Annotated in this window: 17 protein-coding genes and 1 pseudogene; 7 read left to right on the forward strand and 11 right to left on the reverse strand. The window is 62.9% G+C overall.

From position 1 onward, the window contains the following. The first annotated feature begins 22 nt into the window (after positions 1–22). Positions 23–574 carry a glutathione peroxidase gene (locus tag BMY03_RS17865; protein WP_023632422.1) on the forward strand — a complete coding sequence of 184 codons (552 nt, stop codon included), beginning with the start codon at positions 23–25 and terminating at the stop codon, positions 572–574. Positions 575–612: 38 nt separating this feature from the next. Here the strand turns inward: BMY03_RS17865 and BMY03_RS17870 are convergent, their stop codons facing one another. Next, positions 613–873 carry a DUF2798 domain-containing protein gene (locus BMY03_RS17870; protein WP_094011818.1) on the reverse strand — a complete coding sequence of 87 codons (261 nt, stop codon included), beginning with the start codon at positions 871–873 and terminating at the stop codon, positions 613–615. A gap of 116 nt (positions 874–989) precedes the next feature. Between BMY03_RS17870 and BMY03_RS17875 the strand changes: the two are divergent. Both BMY03_RS17875 and BMY03_RS17880 read left to right on the forward strand, forming a co-directional pair. Then, positions 990–1,908, forward strand: a pseudogene (locus tag BMY03_RS17875) (LysR family transcriptional regulator). A gap of 147 nt (positions 1,909–2,055) precedes the next feature. Next, on the forward strand, positions 2,056–2,952 hold the full coding sequence (locus BMY03_RS17880; RefSeq protein ID WP_094011819.1) for an RHS repeat-associated core domain-containing protein: 897 nt from the start codon (positions 2,056–2,058) through the stop codon (positions 2,950–2,952). A 191-nt stretch (positions 2,953–3,143) separates the two neighbouring features. Here the strand turns inward: BMY03_RS17880 and BMY03_RS17885 are convergent, their stop codons facing one another. The 3 genes from BMY03_RS17885 to BMY03_RS17895 all read right to left on the reverse strand — a co-directional run bounded on the left by BMY03_RS17885 (position 3,144) and on the right by BMY03_RS17895 (position 5,517). Then, positions 3,144–4,421 carry an OmpP1/FadL family transporter gene (locus BMY03_RS17885; protein WP_046854555.1) on the reverse strand — a complete coding sequence of 426 codons (1,278 nt, stop codon included), beginning with the start codon at positions 4,419–4,421 and terminating at the stop codon, positions 3,144–3,146. Positions 4,422–4,565: 144 nt separating this feature from the next. Beyond that, positions 4,566–5,048 (reverse strand): hypothetical protein, encoded by a 483-nt coding sequence (locus BMY03_RS17890; protein WP_094011820.1) that lies wholly within the window; start codon positions 5,046–5,048, stop codon positions 4,566–4,568. A gap of 244 nt (positions 5,049–5,292) precedes the next feature. After that, positions 5,293–5,517, reverse strand: a complete 225-nt coding sequence (locus tag BMY03_RS17895) for a hypothetical protein (RefSeq protein ID WP_023632427.1) — start codon at positions 5,515–5,517, stop codon at positions 5,293–5,295. 937 nt (positions 5,518–6,454) lie between these two features. On the opposite strand from BMY03_RS17895, the gene BMY03_RS17900 reads away from it, so the two are divergent. Next, the gene (locus tag BMY03_RS17900; RefSeq protein ID WP_038707589.1) at positions 6,455–6,874 is read left to right on the forward strand and encodes a tetratricopeptide repeat protein; all 420 of its coding nucleotides are present in this window, start codon (positions 6,455–6,457) and stop codon (positions 6,872–6,874) included. 210 nt (positions 6,875–7,084) lie between these two features. Continuing rightward, positions 7,085–8,443, forward strand: coding sequence for a DNA recombination protein RmuC (locus BMY03_RS17905; RefSeq protein WP_177182929.1), 1,359 nt, complete (start codon positions 7,085–7,087; stop codon positions 8,441–8,443). On the opposite strand, the gene BMY03_RS17910 is transcribed toward BMY03_RS17905, so the two are convergent. Both BMY03_RS17910 and BMY03_RS17915 read right to left on the reverse strand, forming a co-directional pair. Beyond that, positions 8,415–11,891: a hybrid sensor histidine kinase/response regulator gene (locus BMY03_RS17910; RefSeq protein ID WP_094011821.1), complete on the reverse strand. Its 3,477-nt coding sequence runs from the start codon at positions 11,889–11,891 to the stop codon at positions 8,415–8,417. The genes BMY03_RS17905 and BMY03_RS17910 overlap by 29 nt on opposite strands. Before the next feature lie 131 nt (positions 11,892–12,022). After that, positions 12,023–13,213, reverse strand: coding sequence for an MFS transporter (locus tag BMY03_RS17915; protein ID WP_094011822.1), 1,191 nt, complete (start codon positions 13,211–13,213; stop codon positions 12,023–12,025). 159 nt (positions 13,214–13,372) lie between these two features. Here BMY03_RS17915 and BMY03_RS17920 point away from each other — a divergent pair, with 159 nt between their 5' ends. Further along, the gene (locus tag BMY03_RS17920) at positions 13,373–14,512 is read left to right on the forward strand and encodes a TDT family transporter (RefSeq protein WP_094011823.1); all 1,140 of its coding nucleotides are present in this window, start codon (positions 13,373–13,375) and stop codon (positions 14,510–14,512) included. A 6-nt stretch (positions 14,513–14,518) separates the two neighbouring features. Here the strand turns inward: BMY03_RS17920 and BMY03_RS17925 are convergent, their stop codons facing one another. Next, complete coding sequence (locus BMY03_RS17925) at positions 14,519–15,088, reverse strand: LemA family protein (RefSeq protein WP_094011824.1); 570 nt, start codon at positions 15,086–15,088, stop codon at positions 14,519–14,521. Between the two features lies 1 nt (position 15,089). Continuing rightward, complete coding sequence (locus BMY03_RS17930; protein WP_094011825.1) at positions 15,090–15,386, reverse strand: hypothetical protein; 297 nt, start codon at positions 15,384–15,386, stop codon at positions 15,090–15,092. A gap of 93 nt (positions 15,387–15,479) precedes the next feature. Here BMY03_RS17930 and BMY03_RS17935 point away from each other — a divergent pair, with 93 nt between their 5' ends. Next, positions 15,480–17,354, forward strand: coding sequence for an MFS transporter (locus BMY03_RS17935; protein WP_094011826.1), 1,875 nt, complete (start codon positions 15,480–15,482; stop codon positions 17,352–17,354). Positions 17,355–17,370: 16 nt separating this feature from the next. On the opposite strand, the gene sugE is transcribed toward BMY03_RS17935, so the two are convergent. The 3 genes from sugE to BMY03_RS17950 all read right to left on the reverse strand — a co-directional run bounded on the left by sugE (position 17,371) and on the right by BMY03_RS17950 (position 19,587). Then, on the reverse strand, positions 17,371–17,688 hold the full coding sequence (gene sugE / locus BMY03_RS17940) for a quaternary ammonium compound efflux SMR transporter SugE (RefSeq protein ID WP_023631604.1): 318 nt from the start codon (positions 17,686–17,688) through the stop codon (positions 17,371–17,373). A 237-nt stretch (positions 17,689–17,925) separates the two neighbouring features. Continuing rightward, entirely contained in the window at positions 17,926–18,891 is a 966-nt protein-coding gene (locus tag BMY03_RS17945) for a bile acid:sodium symporter family protein (protein ID WP_094011827.1), read from the reverse strand. Between the two features lie 42 nt (positions 18,892–18,933). Beyond that, positions 18,934–19,587, reverse strand: coding sequence for an HAD family hydrolase (locus BMY03_RS17950; RefSeq protein WP_094011828.1), 654 nt, complete (start codon positions 19,585–19,587; stop codon positions 18,934–18,936). Positions 19,588–19,590: the final 3 nt, after the last annotated feature.

Here is a 19,590-nt window from a genome sequence, read left to right on the forward strand (position 1 = left end):
TCATGTGCAGGAGACCGATATCATGCATGCGCGCTGGCTGACCCTACCCCTGCTGGCCCTGGCCGCCGCCACTTCGAGCTGGGCGGCGGACTGCCCGGCGCTGCTTCAGGGCAGCCTGCCCGAGCTGCGCGGCAAGGAGCAGATCGACCTGTGCCAGCGTTTTGCCGGCAAGCCGCTGGTGGTGATCAACACCGCCAGCTATTGCGGCTTCGCTCCGCAGTTCGAGGGGCTCGAGGCGACCTACAAGGATTACCGCGAGCAGGGCCTGGAAATGCTCGGCGTGCCGTCCAACGACTTCAAGCAGGAAGACGCCGACAGCGAGAAGACCGCCAAGGTCTGTTACGCCAACTATGGCGTGACCTTCACCATGACCAAGACCCAGGCTGTTCGTGGCAAGGATGCGATCCCGATGTTTGTCGAGCTGGCCCGGCAGAGCAGTGCGCCGAAGTGGAATTTCTACAAGTATGTGGTGGATCGCAAGGGCAAGGTGATCGGTAACTTCTCCAGCCTGACCAAGCCGGATGATCCGGCGTTCAGGGCGGCGATCGACAAGGCGATTGCTTCGCAGCCTTGAAGGCGCTCAGGAATAGACGCGGAGCGTCTGGCCTGGCGTTATTCAGGGTGTACAGTCAGTGATACCAGCCGGAGGACTACTGGTCGAACCATCAGGACACAGAAAAACGCCACCGGCATCGCTAGTTGATAAGCCTTCAGCACATTGTGCAGGTAGTCGGCATCGATCCCGCCGTTGGCTGCGGTAATCACGAAGCACATCAGCAGTGCCATGATGGCCGACATGTAAAAAGCAAAAACATAGGGCGTTGTGCCTCGGTGCAGCTTGCGTCGGCGACGCGGCGTAGCGAGTCCAGTCATGGTACTTCCTCGACGATGGGGTGGAGGCGCAGGTTAGCAACGGGGGTGCGAGGTGCTGTAGACCTTGATTGGTGAGTTCTTTATAAAGAGAAACTTACGAATCAGTCAGGCATCTCATGGACCTACTCAATGCCATCCGCAGCTTCATCAAGGTCGTCGAGGCTGGCAGCATCGCCGGTGGAGCCCGCAGCCTGGGGCTCACTCCAGCGGCCGTGAGCCAGAACCTGGCGCGGCTCGAAACTCACCTGCAGATACGGCTGTTGACCCGTACTACCCGCAACATGGCCCGGCAGCTTGTACTACGAACGTGTACGGCATATCGAGCGCGAGCTTGCCTTGGCCGAGTAGGCGGTCACCACGCCGGACAGCGAGCCCCAGGGACGATTGTGCATCGCCTCGACCTCAGCCTTCGGCCGGCATGTGCTGGCGCCGTTGATCCCGGCATTCAGCGCCCGCTACCCGCTGCTTTCGATAGAGTTGGTGATGGCTGATCGCAAGGTCAATCACGCCCTGGAAGATGTGGATGTCAGCCTGCGCATCACCCCGCAGTTGGAAGACCACCTGCTGGCCCGGCATATCGCCCGTATTCCATTTATCTGCTGCGCATCGCCTGGCTACCTGGTCAGCGCTGGCCGGCCCACCACCCCGGAAAACCTGCAAGACCACAGTTGCCTGGTGTTCCGCTACCCGGTGGATGGGCGCTTGCTGCCCTGGGGCTTCATGCGCGACGGGCTGCGTTTCGAGGCCCGATTCGGCAGGGTATTGATCAGTGACGACATCGATGCGCTGACCCAGATGGCCCTGAATGACGGCGGCATTACTCGCCTGGCGGAGTTCGTCGTGCGTCCGCACCTGGATGCCGGCCGGCTGGTGCCGTTGTTTGAAAACAATGGCGGTGGCCACGCTTATGCCCGGACTGAACCGATGGATGTCTATCTGTGCCTGGCCGACCGCTTTGCGCTGACGACCAAGGTGCGTGTATTCATGGAATACCTGCAACAGTGCCTGGGTGAACAATGGCCCGTACAGGCATGAAAAAACCGCCACAAGGGCAGCTTTTCCTGCAGCGGTGTAATAGGTCCAACGTGGAGCGAAAGGTGGGCTGACCTGATATTTTTACCAGTTACCTCCGGCGTCTGAGTGATGCACGCTTGCTGAAGTCATACGTGCGCGGAGAGCATCATGGCAATGCAAAATCTAGCAGTATGTGACCAGCAACAGTCAGTTCTGGCCTCGGCGGATGCTGCTCGAAGCTATCCGCCTTATGGTGCATTGCCAGTAGCCATTGGCCCACGGCTGGCGTATTGTGGTCAGGCGCGTGAAGCAGCGACGGGCTTTTATCACTTGGGTAATGGGTATCGAAGTTATGATCCTTGCTTGATGCGTTTCTTGTCTCCCGATGCGTTGAGCCCGTTCGCAAAGGGAGGTATCAATGCATATAACTATTGCGCTGGAGATCCGATCAACTATCAGGATCGAAATGGTCGGGCGCCTCTCCGTAATACTTTGCCGGCGATTGGCGCACCTGGTTGGAACCTTAGAGGTAATATGTTCCAATCCGCCCCTAGCCCTGGAAGTACTTCCCCAATACTGACCTCGACACAAACTTATGACATAAGTACGTCGCCCTCGCCGGCAGGTGCCCTAGGGGTGGACGAATATGCATTGGCGGTTGGTTCAGCGGCTGCTGCCATGGGGCATGCACTGGTGGGCTTTAAACAGCTTGGCAGTAATCGCAAAGCAGCGCTTGCTAATTTTTTTGCAGCAGGCGTCCATGTCGTGGGGGCGGGCGTCGCAGCGGTGGAGTCTCGAGCGGGTTTATGGAACGATATTCCCGATCAAGAAAATTTACACCTTAGTCAATTCGGCTTTGGGGTGCTTTCAGGTTTTGTAAAAGGTGCACAAGCTGTAAGTAGCGCTTATGCAGCTTATCTGTCTGTGCCTGGTTCTAATACAAGGGCTAATGATGGGCAGTCAGAAATTGGTATTGAGCTGCAGGTGCTTAATCCAGGTGCAAGTTCTTCGTCAGCTGCAGCTGGAAATAGTATAGAGGGCGCGCAATTGCGTGGCAGCAATTGAGCACCTTTTGGAGACAGTCATAATCGAAGGATTCGTCCGAAGTCCAGGGCCCGGGTGACGACTTTACTGCGTCACCGCACGCTCGTTGCGGTGCGAGGTGAAGTTCATGCAAATGGATTTGGGCAAATAATGGCCCGTGCAGGCATGAAAAAACCGCCACGAGGGCGGTTTCTTCATGCAGCGGGTGACACTCAGAAGCGGTAGGTCAGCGAAGCACCAATGCCGTGGGCACTGTTTTCGTACTTGGCCTGGTAGCTGCCTTTGAGGCCGGCTTCGGTCGGGCTGTGCGGCTGGTTGTTGACCTTGGTGTCCTCTTCCCACAGGTAGGAGTAGGCCACGTCGATGGTCATGTCGTCGGACGGGCTCCAACCGGCACCGATGCTGAAGATCTTGCGATCGCCCGTGGGGATGCGCGGCGAACGGTTGGTGTTGTTGGTCGGCGACTGGTCAACCGAGAAACCGGTCCGCAGGACCCATTCCTTGTTCACCTTGTACGAGGCACCAATGGCGTGAGCCCAGGTGTCGTGCCAGTTCTGCTCTTCGTTGATGGTCGCGAACTGCCCGGCAGGGCCTGCCGGCACTTCGTTGTTGACCGTGATGTTCTCCAGGCGGCTCCAACGGGTCCAGGTGCTGCCTGCGTACAAGGTCCACTGGTCGTCAAGCTCGTGGGTGACCGAGAAGTCCACCGACTCGGGGGTCTTGATCTTCAGGGTGGCATCGAACTTGTTGCCGTCCAGTCCCAGCAGCGGGTAGCTGACCTTGGTCTTGCCTTCGAGCTTGTAGTCGACCATCGAGTGGTAGGTCAGGCCGACGCGGGTGCGGTCGGTGGCCTGGACCAGGATACCGATGTTGTAGCCAACCGCGGTGTCGTCACCCTTGATCTTCACTTCGCCGTCGGCCGGACGCAGCGGCGAGATACTGGCCAGGTTCGAGCCCAGTTCACCCTCGATGCGGTTGATGGTCGGGCCGAAACCGATCGAGACCTTGTCGTTGAACGCATAGCTCACGGTCGGCTGGAAGGTCACGACCTGAACATGGCTTTTCTTGCCCCAGTAGCGCGCAGCATCGTCGCTGCCGTAGTCGGTGACCAGGCCGAATGGCACGTAGACGCCGAAACCGACGCTCCAGTGATCATCGATGGACTTGACGTAGTAACCCATCGGCACGCCGACCAGAGGCACCATGTCGCCGTCCATTTCCCCCCCTTTGTTGCTGCCGCGTCCGGAAATATCGGATTTGGCGATGACCGCGGCACCACCGACGGTCATTTGATCGCGCTTCAGGCGGGACATGCCCGCCGGGTTGCCATACACGGTGCTGGCATCTTCGGCAGAAGAAGAACGACCCGCAAAACCTGTCCCCATGCCGCTGATGCTCTGTTCGTTCAGGGCAAAGCCGCTGGCGAGCAATTGGCTGGAAGCGAGGGCAACGGCAACGCCGAGAGAGGTTTTGAGCATAACTTTTTTCATTATTAGAAACTCCTTGGGATCTCCGGGGCGAAACGCTACCAACAAATGCCGCGCTGCGCTATAGGCTAGAACGCAGGAAATAGAGCGGTTTTGTAGGACAATCCGACCAAAATTCCGTTTATTCCGGTTGTAGGACGTGGCTGTTCAGGAGGCGTGGGTAAGCATCGGCTCGATGCACTGGTGCCAGGCGTGGGTGAAATCCCGCAGGCGCCCCTGGGGGTGGAAGGTCTGCCGCCAGATCCGCGCCAGGCCCAGTAAATCGTCGGCGGCTGGAAGCGGCGTGGCCTGCTCTTCTATGAGCATCCAGGCGATGGCGGTGGCGTAGCGCAGGTTGACGGTGAGTTCGAGGTGGGGGCCACCGAGAAAGGCGTGCTGACTGGCCAGACCGCGGACCAGGCTGGCCAGTTCGGGGTCGCGGGCCAGGTATTCGTCCCACAAACAACTGTGACGATTCTCACCGATCCGGTAAAGCCCATGGCCGCGTCGGTCATGCAGGGCAGCGCCCAGCCCCGACTGGCTTGCGGCAACGCCCAGTAACAACGCTTCTGCGCTGTCGCAGTGGCGGCCCAGGTAGATCAGGGTCGGTCGGATCACGTATCGACTCAACTCGTTCGCAGCGATGCCCATGATGGCCTCTTACGAAAAGGGCCGACGGGCGCTGGAGCTTGGCAGCTGGTGAGTGGTCAGGCCCGCCGGAAGCGGCAGGTGCCGCTCGAGTTGAAGTGTAGTGTGATAACTGTGGTGTAAAGGGCTGTTTTTAAATCGATTGCGGCCAGAAGGCGTGGAGCATATGCCCGCTGGCGATTAAGCCAATTACCTTCAGGCTGGCGCGTGCAGGGTGTATTCATGGGGTGAATCACCTGCCATTCATTCATGCGGTCAACGATTGGCGCGCACGCTCGATCACGGCCTGCAGCGGCTCGGCCCGGTTGTATTGGTCCGGATAGAGACGCTCGCTGTGGCAAGCCACACCGTATTCGTCGACCAGGGTGAAGCTGAAGCTGCCCTTGCGTGGGGCAACGATAAGGCACTTGAGTGGAGCGAAGGCCTGGGAAAGGGTGCCAAAGGCAGCCTGGATTTGTTGATGGTTACTCATATTGTTGGATGTTCCTGCATAAGACACGGTATGTGATCCGTGCACAATAGAAACGTTCCAGTGACGTCTTTATTAAGGAGACGCAGAACCTGACTGGAACAGGGCAGCCAGAGGGGCGCATGCAATAAGTGGCGCTGGGCTGACTGGTAGGTACGACAGAAGGCAGGCAGCACACCGACACCAGGGTTCTGGGCGCCGGGGAAGATCCTGATCAATCTGAAAACGTGATTCGTGCTGGGCAGGGTCTGCCGAGTGAATCATCGAATGGGCCGGTCCCGATGGGGCAGCGCCTGCTCGTCTTGAGCGCCGGGCTGTAGGGACTAAGTGGCCAGAATGACTTCAGCTGGGTACTAACAGGGCGCAACCCTACGCGAACATACAAGGGTTGGCAAGCTTTTTTTTATTGCGGGGAGCCGAACATTATGTCGCCTATTGCACCTGCTGTGAAGAGGGGTAAATGCCCCGGCAATCGCCTGGATGTGCCGTTTTCGGGCGCAGTCGTGCCGTTTGATGGTGCACTTGTACACACTCGCCCGGAGACTTGTAACGCACTTGCAACATCCTGTGGAAGGCTCGCCAATGACTTGACTGCGGGCTTAAGTCAATGAAAAAAAACACTAATTTTTGCTGGTGAAAAAATCGACAGTTTGACTGAAAGCCCCATTTCACAGGGGTTTGCGGGCTGCCTTCAGGGGTTGTCCACCGACTTATCCACAGGTTCTGTGGATTGTCCCGGGCGCTTGCTCTAGGACGGGCGTGCCAGCTGTTTCATCGATTGTCCGACAATTGGTGGCGCGGTCTGGCATGGGCATTTTCACCGTGAAAACGTCAAGAAAAAATCATCGAAAAAAATGTCGATCAGCCGAAAGTCGCCCAGGCCAGTTTGCAAAAAATCGAGTAGAGTGGCGCGCCTCTCGAGTCACCCTTGCTGTTGGTCATGAAGCTTCGCGGTAAACACTTCGCCAGTCCTGATGCCTCTCCAGCGCTGCCGTCCCCCAAGCGCTTTTCCCTGAAAGTGGCCCTGTGGCTGCTCGACAGCCCGCGCCTGGGCGACAAGCCCAGCGTCAAGCACCTGGCCGGGCGCATGCTCAAGCAACCGGCGCGCCAGGGCGTGGTGGTGGCGCAAAGCCGCCTGGGGCAGATGCTTTGCCGGGATTGCGGCAATGCCCGCGACCGGCGTATCGGTCATGAGCTGTTGCGTCAGGCGGCCCGTGCCGGTGACCGTCGGGCACAGCTGGAGTTTGGCCGGTTGTGCCAGGCCCAGGAGCCTGAACAGGCCCGTTACTGGTTGGAGCTGGCGGCGGGGCAGGGTTCGCAGGAGGCGCGGCGGCTGTTGCGTCAGTGGTTCCCCGCCTGAACAGGCGCGGGCTTGCCCGCGACAGGGCTGCACAGGCAACCGCGCCAGCAGCCTGATAAGCTGCGCAGCATCAATCAGTGTTCGATCGGGGTAGGCATGACAGTGGATCTGACCAGCATTCTGCTGGGCTTGGTGGCAGGTGCCGTGCCTTGCCTGGGCTGGGTCATGCAGGTACAGCGCGGCCAGGGTGCGCGCAAGGCCGAGCAAGCACTGCTTGCAGAGCGCCTTGCCGCCGCGCAACTGGCCCAGGCTGGCCTGCAGGCGCAGCTGGAGGCCAGCCGTGACGAGATCAGCGACCTCAGCGAGGCCAACACCATCAAGCAGACCCAGCTGGCCGCCCAGGGGCGTGAGCTGGAGTTGCTGCAGATCGACCGCGACAACAGCCGCGATGCCGCCCACGCCTGGCACCTCGAGCGCGCCAACCGTGAGGCCGAGCTGCGCCGCCTGGAGGCGCAGGCCGCACGGCTGGAGGCCGAGTTGCGCGAGCAGCAGGAAAGCCACCAGCAACGCCTGGAAGACTTGCAGCAAGCCCGCGACACCTTGCGTGCCCAGTTCGCCGACCTGGCCACTAGAATCTTCGATGAGCGCGAACAACGCTTCGCCCAGACCAGCCAGCAGCACCTGGGCCAATTGCTTGACCCGCTCAAGGAGCGCATTCAGGCGTTCGAGAAGCGTGTCGAGGAAAGCTACCAGCAGGAAGCCCGCGAGCGGTTCTCCCTGGGCAAGGAGCTTGAGCGTCTGCAACAGCTCAACCTGCGCCTGTCCGACGAAGCCACCAACCTTACCCAGGCACTCAAGGGCCAGAAGACCCAGGGCAACTGGGGCGAGCTGATCCTGGAGCGGGTGCTGGAGCACGCGGGGCTGGAGAAGGGCCGCGAGTACCAGACCCAGGTCAGCCTCAAGAGCGCCGACGGCGAGCGGTTCCAGCCCGACGTGCTGATCATGCTGCCGGGCGACAAGCAGGTGGTGGTCGATGCCAAGGTCAGCCTCACGGCCTACCAGCAGTTTGTCGGCAACAACGACGAGGCTGCGCTCAAGCAGCACGTGCAGTCGCTGCGCAATCACGTCAAGGGTTTGTCGAGCAAGGACTACAACCGCCTGGAGGGCCTGCACAGCCTCGATTTCGTGCTGTTGTTCGTGCCCATCGAGGCGGCGTTCTCGGCGGCGCTGCAGGCTGAGCCCAACCTGTTCCAGGAGGCCTTCGACCGGCAGATCGTGATTGTCAGCCCGACCACCTTGCTGGCCACACTGAGGGTGATCGACAGCCTGTGGAAACAGGAACGCCAGGGCCAGAACGCCCGCGAGATCGCCGAGCGCGCCGGCTGGCTGTATGACAAGTTCGTGCTGTTCATCCAGGACCTGGACGAGCTCGGCGCCCGCCTGGCCCAGGTCGACAAGGCCTATGCCGCGGCACGCAACAAGCTGTGCGAGGGGCGCGGCAACCTGGTCAGCCGCAGTGAGCAGCTCAAGCTGCTCGGCGCACGGGCCAGCAAGAGCCTGCCGGCCGAGCTGGTCGAGCGCGCCCTGAGCGACGAGGTCCTTACTGAACCAGGCTCAGATGCCGATTGAGCAGGGCGCGCAGCGCTGCCGGCTTGACCGGCTTGGCCAGGTAGTCCAGGCCTGCGGCATGGACCAGGGCGATGGTCTCGTTGCGTCCGTCGGCGCTGATCACGACACCGGGCACTGGCTCGCCCAGGCGCGCCCGTAGCCAACCCATCAGACCGGTACCGGTCTCGCCGTCATCCAGGTGGTAGTCCACCAACGCCAGGTGCGGGCGCAGGCCCTTGCCGAGCAGGGCCTCGCATTCGGCCTGGTTGCGCGCGGTCCACACCTGGCAGCCCCAGCGGCTGAGCAGGCTATTCATGCCGATGAGGATGCTGTCTTCGTTGTCCACGCACAGCACCTGCAGCCCGGCCAGCGGCTGGCCGGCCTGTTCCACGGGGGCGGGCGTCGCGGGCGCGGGGCTGCGGGCGATGGGCACGCTGACGCGGAACACGCTGCCCTTGCCCGGCCAGGAACGTACCTCCAGCGCGTGCCCGAGCACCCGGCACAAACCATCGGCGATCGCCAGGCCCAGCCCCAGGCCTTTCTCGGCGCGGGTCTGGTGGCTGTCCAGGCGCTTGAACTCCTGGAAGATCACCGCCAGCTTGTCGTCGGCGATGCCGGGCCCGCGGTCCCACACTTCAAGCCAAAGACGTTCGCCCTTGCGTCTGGCGCCGAGCAGGATCGGACCCTTGCCGTAGCGCAGGGCATTGGTGAGGAAGTTCTGCAGCACCCGGCGCAGCAGTTTCATGTCGCTGTCGACCTGCAGGCGGCTGCCACGCAGGCGAAACTCCAGGCCCTTCTCGGCGGCCAGCACCTTGAACTCGGCGCCAAGGGTGTCGAACAGCTCATGGAGGGCGAAAGGCTTGATGTCGGGGGTGACCTTGCCGTTCTCCAGGCGCGAGATGTCGAGCAGGTCGCTGATCAGCTCTTCGGCGGAGCGCAGCGAACTGTCCATGTGCTGCACCAGTTGCCGGGCTTCGTCGTTCATGCCTTCGGCCTGCTGCGACAGGGCGGCGGAGAACAGCCGGGCGGCGTTGAGCGGTTGCATCAGGTCGTGGCTGACCGCGGCAAGGAAGCGGGTCTTGGATTGGCTGACCGCCTCGGCGCGGCTCTTGGCCTCGGTCAAGGCTTGGTTCAGCTGTGACAGCTCATGAGTACGCTCGGCGACCCGCTGTTCCAGCCCTTCGTTGGAGTCGCGCAGGGCCTGCTCGGCTTCGCGGAACGGGGTGATGTCGGTGAAGCTCATGACAAAGCCGCCGCCGGGCATAGGGTTGCCGATCAGCTCGATCACCCGGCCATTGGGGAACAGCCGCTCGGAAGAGTGGGCACGGCCCTGGCGCATCCAGTGCAGGCGCCGCGCCACGTGCACCTGTGCCTCGCCCGGGCCGCACAGGCCGCGTTCGGCGTTGTAGCGGATGATGTCGGCGATCGGTCGGCCGACGCTGATCAGCCCGTCGGGGTAGTTGAACAGTTCGAGGTACCGGCGGTTCCAGGCCACCAGGTGCAGGTTCTGGTCGACCACGCTGATGCCCTGGTTGATGTTCTCGATGGCCCCCTGCAGCAGCGCACGGTTGAACTGCAGCACTTCGCTGGCTTCGTCGGCGATGCGCACCACGTCCTCGAGCTGCATGTCGCGGCCTTCGATGGCGGCCTTGACCACCGCCCGGGTCGAGGAAGTGCCGAGAACGCCGGCCAGCAGTCGTTCGGTGTGCTCGATCCAGTCGCCGTCGGCGTTCTGGTTCGGGTTGAAGCCCTTGCCCTGACGGTAGGCGAAGCGGATGAAGCTTTGCCGCGCGCGCTCTTCGCCGACGAATCGCGCGGCGAGCTTGAGCAGGTCGTCGATCTGCACTGCCAGCAAGGGTTTGCTGGAGGGGCGGGCATTGGTCTGCTGGCCGATGAAGCGTCCGGCTTGCCAGTGCTCGGAGACCCGCGTGCGCGACAGGATCGAAACCCAGACGAACAGGGTGAAGTTGCCCGCCAGTGACAGCACCACGCCCTGGGTGAGCGGGGTTATCGGCAGGTTGAGTGGGTTGCCGTGCAGCCAGGCCAGGCCCGGGAACACTTGCAGTGGCCAGCCCAGGCTGTGGGCGGCGATTGGCAGGACCAGGGTGTAGAACCACAGGAAGATGCCGGCGGCCAGTCCTGCGAATACGCCGCGGCGGTTGGCCTGCTTCCAGTACAGCGCGCCGAGCATGGCCGGAGTGAGCTGGGTGACTGCGGCGAAGGCGATCTGGCCAATGGTCGCCAGGCTCGCGGTGGAGCCGAGCAGGCGGTAGCTGACATAGGCCAGCAGCAGGATCACCACGATGGTCACCCGGCGCACCGAGAGCATCCAGTGGCGGAATACCTCGAATGGCCGTTCGGCGTTGTTGCGCCGTAGCAACCAGGGCAGCAGCATGTCGTTGGAGACCATGGTCGACAACGCCACGGCCTCGACGATGACCATGCCGGTGGCCGCCGAGGCGCCGCCGATGAACGCCAGCAGGGCCAGGCTCGGGTGCGCCTCGGCCAGCGGCAGGCTGATCACGAAGGAGTCGGAGATCACCGTGCCCGGCAGCAGCATCTGCCCGGCCAGGGCGATGGGCACCACGAACAGCGCTGCCAGGGCCAGGTATAGCGGGAACACCCAGCGCGCCAGGCGCATGTCCTGTGGCTCGATGTTCTCCACCACGGTGACGTGGAACTGCCGCGGCAGGCAGATGATCGCCATCATCGCCACGGCGGTCTGCACCACCATCGACGGCCAGTTGATGGTTTCTTCCCAGTAGTCGTTCAGGTGCACGGATTGCCGGGCTTGGGTGAACAGGTCGTCGAAGCCGTCGTACAGGTTGAACACCACGAAGGCGCCCACGGCAAGGAAGGCCAGCAGCTTGACCAGCGATTCGAAGGCGATTGCCAGGACCATGCCGCGGTGGTGCTCGGTGACGTCCAGGCTGCGGGTGCCGAAGACGATGGCGAACAGCGCCAGCACCAGCGATACCACCAGTGCGGTGTCCTGCACCCGGCTGCCGGTGGCGTCGGCGTTGGCGCCGATCAGCAGGTTCACCCCCAGCACGATGCCCTTGAGCTGCAGGGCGATGTACGGCAGGACGCCAACCAGGCAGATCAGCGCCACCACCACCGCGAGGCTCTGCGACTTGCCGTAGCGGGCAGCGATGAAGTCGGCGATCGAGGTGATGTTCTGCTGCTTGCTGATCAGCACCATCTTCTGCAGTACCCAAGGCGCGAAGATCAGCAGCAGCACCGGGCCCAGGTAGATGGGCAGGAACGCCCAGAGCTGCTCGGCGGCCTGGCCGACCGCGCCGAAGAAGGTCCAGCTGGTGCAGTAGACGGCCAGCGACAGACTGTACACCCAGGCGCGCAGACGCGGCGGCAACGGTGTGCTGCGGCGGTCGCCGTAAAAGGCGATGGCGAACATGATGGCCATATAGGCCAGGGCGACCACGGCGATCAGCCCGCTGGACAACGACATGCAAACTCCGGAGCAAAAAAGAAAACGCGGTCCCGATCAATCAGTCTGGCACGCAGGGCGCGGTTCGTCAGCGCCGACGATGGTCGCAGTGGCAGGACGTCGCAGGCCCCGCGATGGGCCAGTATTGCCAACTAAGCCTGGCGGGCCCTGCGTGTGCCCATCCAGTAGAACACCGCCGCCAGTAGCACCGACCCGATCAACAGGCAGAACACCGTCACCGGCACCACATGCCCCAGTGCCAGCCCTACCAGGATCGGCCCGAGCCCAGCGCCGAGGTTGGAGAGGTTCTGCGCGCCATAATAAACCCCGCGCAGATGCTCCGGCGCGATCAGGTCGATGAACATGAATTCGGCCGGAATCACGATGATCTCGCCCAGGGTGAATACCAGCATGGCCAGGCACCATGCCGGCGCCGAAGCGGCCACCGAGAACCCTAGCAATCCGGCAACGAACATGGCCATGCCTGCCATCAGCCAGGGCATCAGGTGCTGACGGGTGATGCGTCGGCCGATCAGGTACTGCAGGCCGATTACTGCCAGGGCATTGGTGGTGACCAGGTAGCCGGCCAGACGCGCCACCTCGGCGGGATCGTTCAGGGTCACTACCAGGTATTGCGAAAGGTAGGCGGTGAACTGGCCGAACACCACTGCACTGAGCACGCCGCCCAAAGTGAAGCACACCAGGCGCCGGTCGCGCAGCATGCCCAGGGCGACCTGGGTGAAGCCCGCTGCCGGCCTTTCCTCGCGCAGGCTCAGCAAGTTGCGTTCGCCAAGGCGGTAATAGACCAGGCTCAGGCTGAGGCCGATCAGGGCCGAAACCACGAACGGCAGGTGGTCGTCCGCCTCGATCAGCAGCACCCCCAGCATCGGCCCCGCAGCCCAGGCGATGTTGTTGAAGGTGTACTTGATGGCGAACACTTCGCCGCGTTGGTTCTCCGGCAGCAAGGCACAGAACCCGGCCTTGGCGGCAATGTCCACCACGGTCTGGGCCAGGTAGGCGATCACCAGGAAGCAGAAGAACAGTGCAGCCGAAGTGCTGGCCACGATGCCGAGGAAGGCCACGGCGAACACCAGGGTGCAGGCGACGATCAGGGTATGACTGTGCAGGGTGTCGACCAGGTGTCCGCCATAGAGGCTGAGCATGGAGGCCAGGAGCATCGCGCCGCCGACCAGCAGGCCGGTCTGGCCGACCGACAGGCCCAGGTGCGTTGACAGGTACACCACCAGATAGGGCAGGGTGATGGCCCGGGCCATGGTCAAGGTGAAGGTGGTGAACAATAGCAGGCGAACCGCAGCGGGGTAGCCTTTGAGGGCGCGTAGCATCGACTGATCCTTGTCATTGTCAACGGTCAAGCATATGTCAAGTGCGGGCCGGGCTGCTATATCTTTGAAATCGATAACAGATAGAGAAATTACCCGTTATATAGATATTCTTTCCAGGCATAAGATATTCATACCTTACACAAGGGCAGGAGACAGCTTATGCCATGCACCCAGACCCGCGCGCCTTCCTGGCGCCCGTTCAGCCAGTTGGCCCACCCCCGCGAAGTGATCCGCCAGTTCACCCCCAACTGGTTCGCCGCGACCATGGGTACCGGCGTGCTGGCCCTGGCCTTCCATCAGGTCCAGATGCCGGGGTTGGACAGCGTGGCCGAGGGCCTGTGGTGGCTGACCATCGGCCTGTTTACCCTGTTCTGTATCCTGTACGGCGCCCGCTGGGTAATGTTCTTCGATGAGGCGCGGCGGATTTTCGCGCACTCCACCGTGTCGATGTTCTTCGGCACCATCCCCATGGGCCTGGCCACCATCCTCAACGGTGCCCTGGTATTCGGCTTGGCGCGCTGGGGCGAGGGCGTGGTGCCGTGGGTTGAAATGCTTTGGTGGCTGGACGTGGGCCTGGCGCTGCTATGCGGCGTGGCAATTCCCTACCTGATGTTCACCCGCCAGGAGCACAGCATCGACCAGATGACCGCGGTGTGGCTGCTGCCGGTGGTGGCAGCGGAGGTCGCCGCCGCCAGTGGCGGGTTGCTGGCGCCGCACCTGGTGGATGCGCACCGGCAGTTCCTGGTGGTCATCACCAGCTATGTGATGTGGGCGGTTTCGCTGCCGGTGGCGTTCAGCATCCTCACCATCCTCATGTTGCGCATGGCCCTGCACAAGCTGCCGCCGGCCAACATGGCCGCCTCCAGCTGGCTGGCGCTGGGCCCGATCGGTACCGGCGCGCTGGGCATGCTGGTGCTCGGTGGCGATGCGCCAGCGGTGTTCGCCGCCAATGGCCTGGGCAGTCTCGGTGAGGTGGCGCGTGGGCTGGGGCTGGTGGCCGGGATCGTGCTGTGGGGCGCCGGGTTGTGGTGGTTGCTGACGGCGGTGCTGATCACCCTGCGCTACATGCGCCAGGGCATGCCGTTCAACCTGGGCTGGTGGGGGTTCACCTTCCCGCTTGGCGTGTACTGCCTGGCCACGCTGAAGTTGGCGGGCTGGCTGCAGTTGAGTTTCTTCAGCGTATTCGGCCAGGTGCTGGTGGTGGCCTTGGCCATACTCTGGGCGCTGGTGGCCAGCCGAACCTTGCGCGGGGCCTGGCGCGGCGAGCTGTTCGTGTCGCCGTGCATTGCCCAGCGCTGAGCGGCTTCACAGGTTAGGGGTGTAGTCGAAGGCGCTGGTGGCTTGGTCATCGGTGAATGGGGTGACGGCCGAATGCTTGTTCATCACGCTGTTGACCAGCGACCCTGGGAACATCTGGATGCTGTTGTTGAAGCGCTCCACCTCGCCGTTGAAAATCACGATGGCCGCGCCGACGTTCTCTTGCTGCTCGGCAATTTCACGCATGAGGTTGTTCATCAGCTCCGAGGCCTTGAGCTCGGGGTAGGCCTCGAAGGCCACGCGCAGCCCACCGAGCAACGAACGGGTGGCGCCCTCGGCTTTGGCCAGGATCTTGCCGTTCGCTTCCACAGGCAGTTCGGCAATGGCGCTGCGCAGGCGGGTGATCCCGGCCAGCACGCTTTGCTCATGATCGCGGTACAGACCAGCCTGCTCCTGCAGCGCATCGAGGACCTTGGTCTTCTGCCGCTCATAAGTCAGCACATCGGCCCAGGCGCGTTTGACGCGGTTATGGTTACCGACGATGCCGTTGTACAGGCTGATGACGATCAGCGGTACGCCGATCAGTACGGCCAGCAGGATAAGGGCGAAAAGGTCCATGTCAGTGCTCCGTCTGGATCTGTACCGGGGTAGGTAGATTGAAATTGTCGTCGTGCTGCTCGGCCAGTGTGTGCACGGCGTCGAGCAATACGGTGAGCTGCGGCAGGTGCACGCCGTGCTCGATCAGCAAGCGGAAATCGCTCGTGCGGGTCAGCTCGCAAGTCAGCTTGAAGCCAAGCGGGTTGTCGTTGCAGCTCAGGCACAGATGCCCGTTCTGCGAGAACTCCAGGTTGGGCGTCTCAAGCTGGCGATGCAGTTCGATCAGGAGCTGGCCGCTACTAGCGACCAGGCTAGGCAACGGGCTTGCCTTTATCGTGCATTCCCGTGCAGATTTGTGGCTTCGGGCGCTGAGCGTGCCTCCAATGACAAAGCCCAACCAGGTACAAGGACGATGAGTCACCCCTCGCAATTCACCCTGCTCGGCAAGCGGCGCTTCCTGCCGTTCTTCATCACCCAGTCGCTGGGTGCCTTCAACGACAACCTGTTCAAGCAGTCGCTGATCCTGGCGATCCTCTACAAGCTGAGCCTGGAAGGCGACCGCTCGATCTGGGTCAACCTGTGCGCCTTGCTGTTCATCCTGCCGTTCTTCCTGTTCTCGGCGCTGGCCGGGCAGTTCGGCGAGAAGTTCGCCAAGGACCGCCTGATCCGTGCGATCAAGCTGGCCGAGATCGTCATCATGGCCATCGGCGCGACCGGTTTCGTCACCCATCATCTGGAACTGATGCTGGTGGCGCTGTTCGCCATGGGCACCCACTCGGCGCTGTTCGGCCCGGTGAAATACTCGATCCTGCCCCAGGCCCTGCGTGAGGAGGAACTGGTGGGCGGCAACGGCCTGGTGGAAATGGGCACCTTCCTGGCGATCCTGGCCGGCACCATCGGCGCCGGTATGCTGATGTCCTCCAACCAGTACGCGGTGCTGGCCGCCACCGGGGTGGTGGGCACCGCGGTGCTGGGCTACCTGGCCAGCCGCTGGATCCCCCGCGCCGCTGCTGCCGCGCCGCAGATGAAGCTGGACTGGAACATCTTCAAGCAGTCCTGGCTGACCTTGCGCCTGGGCCTGGGCCAGACCCCGGCAGTATCGCGCTCGATCGTTGGCAACTCGTGGTTCTGGTTCGTCGGCGCGATCTACCTCACGCAGATCCCGGCCTACGCCAAGGACTGGCTGCACGGCGACGAGACCGTGGTCACCCTGGTGCTGACCCTGTTCTCGGTAGGCATCGCCGTCGGGTCGCTGCTGTGCGAGCGCTTGAGCGGGCGCAAGGTGGAGATCGGCCTGGTGCCGTTCGGCTCGTTCGGCCTGACCCTGTTCGGCCTGCTCTGGTGGTGGCACTCGGGGGATGTCCCGGTCGGTGCCGTGCCCCATGACTGGCTGACCTTGCTGGCCATGAGCCAGGCCTGGTGGATCATGCTATCGATTGTCGGCCTGGGTATTTTCGGTGGCTTCTACATCGTGCCGCTGTACGCGCTGATCCAGGCGCGCACCGCGGAAGGCGAGCGGGCCCGGGTGATCGCCGCCAACAACATTCTCAACGCGCTGTTCATGGTAGTGTCGGCGATCATCACCATCGTCCTGTTGAGCCTGGCCAAGCTGAGCATCCCGCAGCTGTTCCTGGTGGTGTCGCTGCTAAACATCGCGGTCAATGCCTACATCTTCCGCATCGTGCCGGAATTCACCATGCGCTTCTTGATCTGGCTGCTCAGCCACTCGATGTACCGGGTCGAGCACCGCGAACTGCAGCGCATTCCCGACGAAGGCGCGGCGTTGCTGGTATGCAACCATGTGTCGTTCGTCGATGCGCTGCTGATCGGCGGCGCGATCCGCCGGCCGATCCGGTTTGTCATGTACTACAAGATCTACAACCTGCCGGTGCTCAATTTCGTGTTCCGCACCGCGGGCGCCATCCCCATTGCCGGGCGCGGCGAGGACGAGGCCACCTACGAGCGCGCCTTCGCCCGCATCGCCCGGTACCTGGCCGATGGCGAGCTGGTGTGCATCTTCCCTGAGGGCAAGCTGAGCGCGGATGGCGAGATCGATGTGTTCAAGGGCGGCGTGAACCGCATCCTGCAGGAGACGCCGGTGCCGGTGATCCCGTTGGCGTTGCAGGGGTTGTGGGGCAGCTTCTTCAGCCGTGACCCGAACAAAGGCTTCTTCAAGCGCCTGTGGTCGCGGGTGACCCTGGTGGCCGGCGCCGCCATCCCGGTGGAGGCGGCGCAGCCCGAGGCGCTGCGCGAGCAGGTGAGCCTGCTGCGCGGCGACGTTCGCTAGGGGTAACGGAGGAAGGTCAGCTGGCGCTGACCTTCAGGCCGACCAGGCCGGTGATGATCAGGGCGACACTGGCCAGGCGGATCAGCGCCATGGATTCACCGAACAGGATGATCCCGGCGATCACCGTGCCGACCGCGCCGACGCCGGTCCAGATGGCATAGGCGGTGCCCAGCGGCAGCTCCTTCATGGCCAGGCCCAGCAGGCCGAGGCTGATGACCATGGCGCCGACCGTCAGCACGGTGGGCAGGGGGCGGGTGAAGCCGTCGGTGTACTTGAGGCCGACAGCCCAGCCGACTTCGAACAGGCCGGCGAAGAACAGGATGATCCAGGACATGGTGAGTCTCCATCGTTATCAAAGATGGGGCCGTCCCCGGTATGTTCACGCACAGCGTCGTGAGGCCGTCCTCACAGTGCGCACTATAGTGCCCATTTGCCGAGGCTGGGGCAAGTTTCAAGGATCGGTGGTTGCCTCATCGCCGGCAAGCCGGCTCCCACAGGGTTAGCGCATGGCTGGCTTCATGCGGTCGGTGTGGGAGCCGGCAGGCCTGCGATGAGGCCGGGTCAGGCAACATCAATTTCTGGCAGATACGATGTTCTCAACCTCGGGCGCAGGCTCCTTCATCCGCCGGAACCACGTCGACAGCAAAGCCCCGGAGATGTTGTGCCATACGCTGAACAGCGCACTGGGCACCGCGGCCAGGGGTGAGAAGTGCGCCGACGCCAGGGCCGCGCCCAATCCGGAGTTCTGCATGCCCACCTCCAGTGCCAGCGCCTTGCGCTGGGCCAGCGGCAGCTTGCACAGCTTGCCGGTCAGGTAGCCCAGCAGGAAGCCGAAGCTGTTGTGCAGCACCACCACCGCCATGATCAGCAGCCCCGATTCGGCGATCTTCGCCTGGCTGACCGCCACCACCGCGCAGACGATCATCACGATGCTTACCACCGATACCAGCGGCAGCACCTGCACCGCCAAGTGCACCCGGGCGCCGAGCAGGCGCTGGGCGAGCACGCCGAGCACGATCGGCAGCATCACCAACTGCAGGATCGACCAGAACATGTCCATGAACGAGACCGGCAGCCACGCCGAGGCGAGGAACCAGATCAGCGCCGGGGTGAGCAGCGGGGCGAGCAGGGTGGTCACCGCGGCGATCGCCACTGCCAGTGCCAGGTCGCCCCTGGACAGCCACACCATGACGTTCGACGCCGTGCCGCTCGGGCAGCAGCCGACCAGGATCACGCCCACGGCGATTTCCGGCGGCAGATGGAACAGCTGGCACAACAGCCAGGCCACCCCGGGCATGATCACGAAATGCGCCATGACCCCCAGCGCCACCCGCCAAGGCTGGCGGGCGACGGCGGCGAAGTCGTCGAGCTTGAGGGTCAGGCCCATGCCGAACATCACCAGGCCCAGCAGCGGCACGATGGCGACCTTGAGGGCGACGAACCACTGCGGCTGAAGGAAGGCCAGGCAGGCGAACACCAGCACCCACAGGGCGAAGGTGTTGCCGACGAAGCGGCTGAGGGCGGCGAGGGCACGCATGGGGCAATCCTTGTTGTTCTGTTCAGCTGCCCCCGATCATACTCAAGACCAGCTCAGAATGGGCCAGCCGTTGGTTTGCGCGTGCTCGCGCAGCACCGGGTCCGGGTTGACCACATGGGGGTGATCCACCTTCAGCAACAGCGGCAGGTCGTTGCGCGAGTCGGAATAGAAGCTCGCGCCCTCGAGGTTTTCCTGTTCCTGGTCGAGCCACTCCAGCAGGCGGGTGATCTTGCCTTCGCGGTAGGTGAGCACGCCGTGGGTCTTGCCGGTGAACACGCCGTTGACCGCTTCCAGTTCGATGGCCAGGTATTCGTCCACGCCCAGGCGCGCGGCGATCGGGCCGACCAGGTGAGCACCGCTGGCCGAGATGATCAGGACCCTGTCGCCACGCTGGCGGTGCTCGGCGATGCAGCGGCACGCATCACCGTAGATGATCGGCTCGATCACATCCTCGACCCAGGGCTCGACCAGGTGCTCCACCTCTTCCAGGGTGCGCCCGGCGATCGGCTCCAGGCTGAAGGCCATGTAGTCCTCCATCTGCAGGTGGCCTTTGCCGTAGGCTTCCATCAGTTCATGGTCGCGCTTGAGGAAACTCTTGCCATCGACCCAGCCCAGTCGGGCCATCTGCTTGCTCCACAACGACGCGCAGTCGCCGTGGATGAGGGTTTCGTCCAGATCGAAAATTGCCAGTGCCATGCG

The sequence above is a fragment of the Pseudomonas soli genome (assembly GCF_900110655.1).
In the GTDB taxonomy this organism is placed as follows: Bacteria; Pseudomonadota; Gammaproteobacteria; order Pseudomonadales; family Pseudomonadaceae; genus Aquipseudomonas; species Aquipseudomonas soli.